The organism is Pseudomonas sp. K2I15 (genome assembly GCF_002204795.1).
GTDB lineage: Bacteria > Pseudomonadota > Gammaproteobacteria > Pseudomonadales > Pseudomonadaceae > Aquipseudomonas.
This window is the reverse complement of sequence record NZ_NIXO01000061.1, coordinates 23,673-32,546: the sequence shown is the minus strand read 5'-3', so window position 1 is coordinate 32,546 and position 8,874 is coordinate 23,673. Positions and strand designations below refer to the sequence as shown.

At 62.0% G+C, this 8,874-nt stretch carries 8 protein-coding genes; 2 read left to right on the top strand and 6 right to left on the bottom strand.

Annotated elements, in window-relative coordinates:
* Positions 1-69: 69 nt before the first annotated feature.
* Genes CEC48_RS26295 through CEC48_RS26275 form a run of 5 tightly spaced genes read right to left on the bottom strand, consistent with a single transcriptional unit; the run spans position 70 to position 5,479 of the window.
* Entirely contained in the window at positions 70-885 is an 816-nt protein-coding gene (locus CEC48_RS26295) for a CoA ester lyase (RefSeq protein ID WP_088426384.1), read from the bottom strand.
* A gap of 14 nt (positions 886-899) precedes the next feature.
* Positions 900-2,096, bottom strand: a complete 1,197-nt coding sequence (locus CEC48_RS26290; RefSeq protein WP_088426383.1) for a CaiB/BaiF CoA-transferase family protein — start codon at positions 2,094-2,096, stop codon at positions 900-902.
* A 9-nt stretch (positions 2,097-2,105) separates the two neighbouring features.
* A complete protein-coding gene (locus CEC48_RS26285; protein ID WP_088426382.1) occupies positions 2,106-3,455 on the bottom strand; it encodes an MmgE/PrpD family protein in 1,350 nt (449 codons plus the stop codon).
* Between the two features lie 10 nt (positions 3,456-3,465).
* Positions 3,466-4,629 carry an acyl-CoA dehydrogenase family protein gene (locus CEC48_RS26280; protein WP_088426381.1) on the bottom strand — a complete coding sequence of 388 codons (1,164 nt, stop codon included), beginning with the start codon at positions 4,627-4,629 and terminating at the stop codon, positions 3,466-3,468.
* A 31-nt stretch (positions 4,630-4,660) separates the two neighbouring features.
* Positions 4,661-5,479, bottom strand: coding sequence for a MaoC family dehydratase N-terminal domain-containing protein (locus tag CEC48_RS26275; protein WP_088426386.1), 819 nt, complete (start codon positions 5,477-5,479; stop codon positions 4,661-4,663).
* Positions 5,480-5,607: 128 nt separating this feature from the next.
* Between CEC48_RS26275 and CEC48_RS26270 the strand changes: the two genes are divergently transcribed.
* Positions 5,608-6,519 (top strand): LysR family transcriptional regulator, encoded by a 912-nt coding sequence (locus tag CEC48_RS26270; protein WP_088426380.1) that lies wholly within the window; start codon positions 5,608-5,610, stop codon positions 6,517-6,519.
* Positions 6,520-6,562: 43 nt separating this feature from the next.
* Positions 6,563-7,048, top strand: coding sequence for a GFA family protein (locus tag CEC48_RS26265; protein ID WP_088426379.1), 486 nt, complete (start codon positions 6,563-6,565; stop codon positions 7,046-7,048).
* Between the two features lie 632 nt (positions 7,049-7,680).
* On the opposite strand, the gene CEC48_RS26250 is transcribed toward CEC48_RS26265, so the two are convergent.
* On the bottom strand, positions 7,681-8,610 hold the full coding sequence (locus CEC48_RS26250; RefSeq protein ID WP_088426377.1) for a LysR substrate-binding domain-containing protein: 930 nt from the start codon (positions 8,608-8,610) through the stop codon (positions 7,681-7,683).
* Positions 8,611-8,874: the final 264 nt, after the last annotated feature.

The window sequence follows — 8,874 nt, the reverse complement described above, 5'->3', positions numbered from 1 at the left end:
GGCGGTGTGTCAGCCAGTGCATCCGGTGACTGGCACACCGCCTTCGCGAGCAAGCCCGCTCCCACATTTCTAAGGTTGCGCGGCCAATAACCTCTGGGCCCGCAGCAGTACTGGTGCATCCACCATCTGCCCATCCAGTTGATACGCCCCTGCCCCATGGGCACCGGCCTCCACCACCCGTTTGGCCCACGCCAAGTCCTCGGCGCTGGGCGCCAACGCCTGATGAATCACTGCCACCTGTTTGGGATGGATGCACAGCGCGCCGGCAAAGCCCATTTCATAGGCATGCCGAATCGAGCGGCGCAGGCCTTCGGGGTCGTCGATGGCCGGGTGCACGCCGTCCAGCGGCGCCACCAGCCCGGCGGCGCGCGAATGCACGATCAAGGCTAGGCGGGCCTGGTCCAGGGCAAATTCGGCGGCCGGGGAATTGCTGCTCAGGTTCAAGTCCAGCGCCAAATCCAGGCCGCCAAATGACAAGCGCTCCACCGAAGGCGCACGGGCAATTTCCGCCACCGCCAGCAAGCCCCGCGCACTCTCGATAATCGGCCAGATGGCTTTGCCCGTTGCCGCCACCACGGCCACCTGGGCCGCGCTTTCAACCTTGGGTAGCAGAACCCCCGCAACCCCGGCATGGGCCTGACAGAACGCCACATCGGCACAGTGCTCGGGATGCTCCGGCGCGTTGATCCGCACCCACACCCGCGCCGCCGGCGTTGCCTGCAAAAATTCCCCGAGGTTGGCCCGGGCCTGGCGCTTGAGCGGCTCTTCCACAGCGTCTTCAAAATCCACGATCACCGCATCGGCGCCACTGGCCAAGGCCTTGGCAAAACGTTCCGGCCGGCTGCCCGGTACGAACAGCGCAGAGCGCACAAGAGAGGTTGGCATAGCTCAATTCCTTATTAGATAACGCCGCGTGCACGCAGGCTGTCGATGGCGTCAGCGGAATAACCCAACTGGTCCAGAATCTCTTGGCTGTGCTGCCCCAGCCCTGGCACCGCGTCCATCCGTGGGGTGAACGCTGCATTGCGCGCCGGTGGCAGCAACGACGGTAATTTGCCCGCCGGGCTGTCGACTTCGCGCCAGCTGTCGCGGGCCTTGAGCTGTGGGTGGTCCCATACACCCTGCATGTCGTTGACCCGGGCACTGGCGATTTGCGCGTCTTCCAGGCGCTGGATCACGGCTTCAGCGCTCATCTGCGCGAAGCTGTCGACGATGATCTGGCGCAGCTCGTCGCGGTTTTCCGAACGTTTGAAGTTGGCCGAAAAACGCTCGTCGGTGGCAAGCGCAGGCGTGAGCAGCACCTTGTCGCAGAACGCCGCCCATTCACGCTCGTTCTGCAAACCGAGCATCACCGTGCCGCCGTCGCCGGTAGGAAACGGCCCGTATGGGTAGATCGTCGAATGCGCAGCTCCGGCGCGCGGTGGCTGGGGTGCACCGTCGAAGGCGTAGTACATCGGGTAGCCCATCCACTCCACCAGGCTTTCCAGCATGCTCACGTCGATGCGACTGCCCTGCCCGGTTTTGCCCCGCAACAGCAGCGCCGAAAGGATGCCGCTGTAGGCGTACATCCCGGCGGAGATGTCGGCGATGGAGCAGCCGGCCTTGGCCATCTGGTCGTCGCCCGGCCCACCGGTTACCGAGAGGAAGCCGCCTTCACTTTGGATCAGCAGGTCGTAGGCTTTCTTTTTCTCGTAAGGCCCGCCCTCACCGTAGCCGGAGATGTCGCAGACGATCAGGCGCGGGAAGCGCTCATGCAGCGCCTCAAATGACAGCCCCCTCCGCGCCGCTGCGCCCGGTGCGAGGTTCTGCACCAGCACGTCGGCGTCGGCCAGCAGGGTTTCCAGAATGTCCCCGGCCTCATCGTGCTTGAGGTCCAGGGTCAGGCTTTCCTTGGAGCGGTTGGTCCACACAAAATGCGAGGCCAGGCCGCGCACGCGTTCGTCGTAGCCACGGGCAAAGTCACCGGCGCCCGGGCGTTCGATCTTGATCACCCGCGCGCCAAGGTCGGCCAACTGGCGGGTGCAGAACGGCGCGGCAATCGCGTGTTCCAGGCTGACGACGGTGATGCCGTCCAGCGGTCGTTGATTAGCAGTCATGACAGCTCCTTAAAGCCAGTGAGCCAGGGACACGGCGTTGCGCAGATCCCAGACTTTTTCGATCAGCCCGGCGGTTTGCGCGGGCGTGCGGGCGCCGCTGAATTGGGTCAGGCGCTGGAATTTGTCGGCCAGCTCTGCGCGGTTCAGCGTGTTGCCGGGATCGCCCTTGGGTTCGTCGATAGCGCCGTGCAAGGTGCGGCCATCCACCGTGGTCACGATGACCCGGCCCAGCCAGCGTTGGGGATAGGCACCGTCGACCTCATCGTCGAGGGTCATGCTGACCTTGTCGCGAAACGCCGCCACGGCCGCATCGTTTAGGGCCAGTTCATGAAATTCGGTCAGCCCGGCCTTGCCATGCACGGCAATCAGGCCCAGCACGGTGCCCATGGAGAACTTGGCCTGGTGCACGGTCTGCGGCAGCGTCACCCGGCCCAATACGTCAATGGCGCCTTGGTGAACGCGGGTTTCCACATGGGTGATTTGCTCATGGCTGAGGCCTTCACGCTCCATCAGATCCAGCAGCGCATCCGCAGCCGGATGGGTGTGGCGGCACGAAGCGTGGAACTTGAACGAGGTTTCCAGCAACGCCCAGCGGCTGCGGAGGCGATCCGATAATTTGCCCGGGTCTGCGTCGGTGGACATGCCCGCCGCCATACCCTGGTCGCCTTCCAGAATATTGCGCGCACCGGTCAGCCCGTCCGCCGTCAGATACGCGGCCAACAAGCCATCGGCAGCCGCCTTGGCGGTGTGCAGTTGTTTGGAGTCGGCAGCATCGCGCAGGAACTCCCACAAACCGGCTGCTTGAGTGCCGGCACTGCCCAGCAGGTTGGTGAACTGCTCTTGGTTGAAGTCGAGCAATTTACCCACCGCAACGGCCGCCGCGAGGGTGCCGACGGTAGCCGTGGTGTGGAAGATCCGGTAGTGGGAACGGCCCATGAATTCACCGATGCGAATCCCCGCTTCGTAACCGGCTACCGAGGCCAGCAGCAGTTCACGCCCGGACTTTCCGAGGTCTTGCGCCGCCGCAAATGCAGCCGGAAATACCACGGTCGCCGGGTGCAATACCGAGCTGTTGTGCAGGTCGTCCTGCTCCACCAGGTGCGACGACGCACCGTTCACCAGCGCAGCAAAATACGCACTGCTGCTGTCGCCATTGACGATCACTTGCGCAGGGCCATTGGCCGGGCCCATCCTGCGGGCATAACGCTCGAACAGCGGGATCGGATGCGCGCCCTTACTGGCCAGTGCTGAGGCGAGCCAGTCGAGGAACAGGTCTTCGGTGCGGGCAAGCACGTCGTCCGGCAATTGTTCGTACTTCAACTCGGCGAGGAACCGGCACAGCGCTTGGGTATGGCTCATGGTCGGGCCCTCAGAAGCTGCGCGGCAGCTCGAGCAAATGCTCGGCTACATAGGACAGGATCAGGTTGGTGGAGATCGGCGCGACCTGGTACAGGCGGGTCTCGCGGAACTTGCGCTCCACGTCGTATTCGCAGGCAAACCCGAAGCCGCCGTGGGTTTGCAGGCAGGCGTTGGCCGCTTCCCACGAGGCCTTGGCCGCCAGGTACTTGGCCATGTTGGCGCTGGCCCCGGCGTTGGCGCCGCTGTCGTATTCCTCACAGGCACGCCAGCGCATCAAGTCGGCCGCTTCAATCTCGATATGCGCTTCGGCAATCGGGAACTGCACGCCCTGGTTCTGCCCGATCGGCCGGCCAAACACCACGCGGTCGCGGGCATAGGCACTGGCTTTCTCGATAAACCAGCGACCGTCGCCAATACACTCGGCAGCAATCAGGGTGCGCTCGGCATTCAGGCCGTCAAGGATGTAGCGGAAGCCCTTGCCCTCCTCGCCAATCAGGCTGTCGAGTGGCAATTCCAGGTTGTCGAAGAACAGCTCGTTGGTCTCGTGATTGACCATGTTGGCGATGGGCTGCACGGTCAGGCCGTTGCCGATGGCTTGACGCAGATCGACCAGGAAAATCGACATGCCTTCGGACTTTTTCTTCACTTCAGCCAGTGGCGTGGTGCGGGCCAGCAGGATCATCAGGTCGGAATGCTGCACCCGCGAGATCCAGACCTTCTGGCCGTTGATCACGTACTTGTCGCCACGCTTGATGGCGGTGGTCTTGATCTTGGTGGTGTCAGTGCCGGTGGTCGGCTCGGTCACCGCCATTGACTGAAGGCGCAATTCGCCGCTGGCGAGCTTGGGCAGGTAGAAGCTTTTCTGCGCGTCGCTGCCGTGGCGCAGCAAGGTGAACATGTTGTACATCTGGCCGTGGACGGTGCCGGAGTTGCCGCCGCAGCGGTTCACTTCCTCCAGAATCACCGAGGCTTCTGCCAGCCCGAGGCCCGAGCCGCCGTATTCTTCGGGAATCATCGCCGACAGCCAGCCGGCGTCGGTCAGGGCCTTGACGAAGGCTTGCGGGAAGCCTTTTTCTTCGTCGACCTTGCGCCAGTAGGCAGCGTCGAACTCGGCGCACAGTGCGCGTACGCCTTCGCGGATGGCATTCAGTTCTTCGTTGTGATTCGGGTTCATTAACGGCTCTCCGCCTGTTGTTCTTGGAGGTTTATTCGAAATGCAGTTCGGCGCGCTGGGCCAGGCCGTCAGCGTTGCCCGCCCACAGTTCAGCCACGCCTGGCGCGGTGATGCGCCCGCCGACTGCAAAGGGTTGCGGGGCGATCAATGGGCGCACGCCGCGATACGAGAAACGGCGCAACGTGGCCGCAGGGTTTGCGCGGCAAAACGCGCGCAGGCTCAAGGTGGCGATCAGCGGCCCGTGCACCACCAGCCCCGAATACCCTTCGGTGCCGGTGACGTAGGGGTAGTCGTAGTGAATGCGATGGCCGTTGAAGGTCACGGCGCTGTAGCGAAACAGCAGGGTTGGCGTGGGGTCGATCGCTTCGCGCCAATCGCCTTCAGGCAATGCATCACCACTGCCCTGCTTGGGCGGCGTGGGTTCGCGGTAGACGATGTCCTGTTCTTCGCGCAGGGCCAGGCGGCCATCCTGGGAATAGTCGTGGCGCACGGTGACGAACAGCAGCGAGCCGGTGCGGCCGGTTTTTTCTTGCACCTGGGTGATGGTCGACACGCGAGTGGCGGACTCACCGGCACGTAGTGCGTGAAAGAACTCGATGCGCCCACCGGCCCACATGCGGTTGCGGTTATCGGCCGGCGGCAGGAACCCGCCACGGGCCGGATGGCCGTCACCGCCCAGGGCGGATTCCGGTAGCGGGTCCTGGAAAAAACACCATTGCCACAACGGCGGAACCGCCTCGCCATCTGCCGGTACCGCTTCACCAAAGGTGGCGGCGATGCGTTTGAGCAGGTTGTGGCTCAAGTGGTCGTGGGCTGTTTCGCTACGGCCGATCCAGTCTGTGGCGCTCATCAGGTGCATGTCCTCGGGCAGGGAATCTGAACCGGATCATGCTGGGCCGTGGCCGTTCTGAGAATTTGCATTTCAATAAAGCAGCGTTCGGCTATGCTGAACGCCGCTGACCGCACCCGGAGCCTTGCATGCACTTTGATCTGGCTGACTTACGCCTGTTTATCCATATCGCCGAATCCCCCAGCCTGACCCAGGGCGCCAGGCGCGCGTTCCTCTCACCGGCCGCCGCCAGCGCGCGGATCAAGGCCCTGGAAGGCCAACTCGACACGCGCCTGCTGTACCGCGACAGCCGTGGCGTGGAAATCACTCCGGCGGGTGAAAGGCTGTTGCACCACGCACGGTTGATCATGCGCCAGGTGGATTACCTGAAAAGCGAGTTCACCCAGTACGGCATCGATTCGGCCGGGCATATCCGCATTTTCGCCAACACCACGGCGGTGACCGAGTTCCTTCCCGAAGTGCTGGCCGGCTTTCTGTCCCAGCGGCCCGGCGTGACGGTGGACCTGCAGGAGCGGTTGTCGCGGGACATCGTGCGGGGCGTGCTCGACGGTACCAGTGACATGGGCATCATCGCTGGCCCCGTGGAAGCGTCGGGCTTGCAGGTGCTGCATTTCAGCACCGACCACCTGGTGTTGACGGTGCCGGTGGGGCATCCGCTGGCGGGCCTGCCTTCGGTGACGCTGGAGCAAACCCTGGCGTATCAGCATATCGGCTTGCATGACGGCAGCACGTTGCTGAGTTTTCTGCGCGAGCATGTGGAGCGGTTGGGCAAGCATTTGTCGTTGCGGATTCAGATGTCGAGCTTCGAGGCGATCTGCCGGATGGTCGAGGCTGGCGTAGGGATCGGCATTATTCCCGAGTCGGCGGCAGTGCGGCACAGCCGAACGATGCAGTTGGTGACGGTGAAGCTGGATGAGGTTTGGGCGGTGCGTGAGCGCAGTATTCTGGTGCGGGAGCTGGAGGCGCTGCCGGGGACCATTCGTGCGTTGATCGCGACCTTGATGCCGGAGATGGAACCGCCACGGTTGTCGGGCGCCTAAGCTGCTGTGAGGGATGTTCACCTTTTTCGAAGGAGATCAGGTCATGCAGCTTGAAGGTTCCTGCCATTGCGGCGCGGTTACGTTCAGTCTTGAGAGTGCTTTTCCGTATCCGTATCAGCGGTGTTATTGCTCGATTTGTCGCAAGACTCAGGGGGGTGGTGGGTATGCGATCAACCTTGGCGGCGATGCCAAGAGTTTGAGGGTGCGGGGGCGCAAGTTGATTTCGGTTTATCACGCGCGGATGAAGGGGCCGGGGGATAGCCGGGCGCATGCGAGTGCGGCTGAGCGGCATTTTTGTTCGCAGTGTGGGTCGGGGTTGTGGTTGTTCAGCCCGCAGTGGCCGGAGTTGATTCATCCGTTTGCTTCGGCGATTGATACGCCGTTGCCGGTGCCGCCGGAGCATACGCATTTGATGTTGGGGTCGAGGGCGCCCTGGGTTGAGGTGAGTGTTCGGCCGAGGGATTTGCGGTTTGATGAGTATCCTGAGGAGTCGATTTCTGAGTGGCATGAGCGGTTGGGGCTGGGTTGATTGGTTGGTTGATTGATTGATTGATTGTGTACATATCCGTTATTAGGTAACAGCCTCCTATGGTTCCGCTCTTACAGCGGCTCACTTTTGAACAGCGCAAAAGTAAGCAAAACGCTCTTGCCCCACCACTCGGCACCTCGCTTAGGCTCGGTGTGCCCTCTCTCCGGTATTACTGCGCGGGCCGCCGCGACGGCCCGTCCCTGGCCCGTCGCGGCTAAACCGGCGTCCTGCCGGTTTACCCGCTCCGTACTACCTGCGTTCGGCCAGCGTGGTTTAACGGGGCGCCTAAGATCAAGATCAACAGCAGATCAAGAACACAGCGGCCTACCGGCCGGCTTGAGTGGTGTAGGTCAAAAGCAAAATCAAACGCGAACGCGAACGCGGTCCAAAAATGTGGGAGCGGGCTTGCTCGCGAAGGTCGTTAACGATGACGCTGGCATCCTGAATGAACGCGGCGCTCTCAGGTTTTTCGCGAGCAAGCCCCCACATAAAGCAGCTCTGCTTTTGATCTGGCTTTTGATTTTGATCTGCCTGCCCCATTCAGCCCGAGGCCGAACGCAGGTATTGAGGAGCGGGTAAACCGGCAGGACGCCGGTTTAGCCGCAACGGACATGTACACAAACCCCACAGCCTCAACCAGCCGCCATAGAGGGCTCCAGTTGCCGCTGCGCCAACCAGATCTCCTCCTGCAACCACTGCGCAAACACCTGCAACTGCGGCGAGTCGGTCTGCTCCGGCCGGGTCACCAACCAATACGACTGATGCCCCTCCACATGCACATTCAGCACCTGCGTCAACTGCCCACTGGCCAACTCCGAAGCCACCATATGCCAATCGGCAATGGTAATCCCCAACCCATCGATCGCCGCCCGAATCGCCAGATCCAGCAGATCAAACTCATACCCACCCTCGATATCAACCCCACTGATTCGCGCCGCATCCAGCCAATGCTTCCACGTCAAATACCGCTGGTCCTCTCGCGCCAACACATGCAACAACGTCATGCGATTCAGATCAATCCCGTCACTCCACTCCCGGGCATACAACGACGGCGCACACACCGCGATATGCCGCTCCTGAATCAACAACGAACTGTCCAAGCCATCCCATTCCCCATCCCCAAACCGGATCGCACAATCGAGCGTACTGGTCTCCGCCAGGCTGTCCTGCAACCGCGTGGTAATGCTCAATTCCAATTCCGGATGCTGCTCACGCAAGCGCCCCAACCGTGGCATCAACCAGCGATTGGTAAACGTCGGCGGCGCATTGATGTGCAAGCGGTTGGCATGGGACTTCTGCTGAATACTGCGCACCGTCAGCTCGATCTTGTCGAACGACTGGTGCAACGCCCGTAGCAACACACGCCCGGCACTGGTCAGTTCCAGGTGATGGTGCCGACGCTCCAGCAGGGCCTCGCCCAACTGTTCTTCAAGCTGACGCACCTGGCGGCTGACCGCACTCTGCGTCACGTTCAACAGCTCGGCAGCCCGGGTAAAACTGCCGGTACTGCCGGCGACTTCGAAAGCTTTAAGGGCGTTGAGACCGGGCATTTTGCGTTTCATGGACGACACTCGAGAGCAGCTGACAAGGAATCGACACCCCGCACCGACGCAGGAAATCGCCCCTACAACATACCTTTTTGTATTGGGTCAGCGGTAGCGCCCTGCGCGGGCGGAGAATTAATTGCTCCAGACGCGAAAAGTGTCGTTTATCGATGTTTCCCGTCGCTCACGAATAAATAGCATGCGTATAACGCATGCACACTAAGACAATTAAGCATTGGTCGCCGCCAGACCATAAACGCTAGTCTGCCAATGTACTTCTTA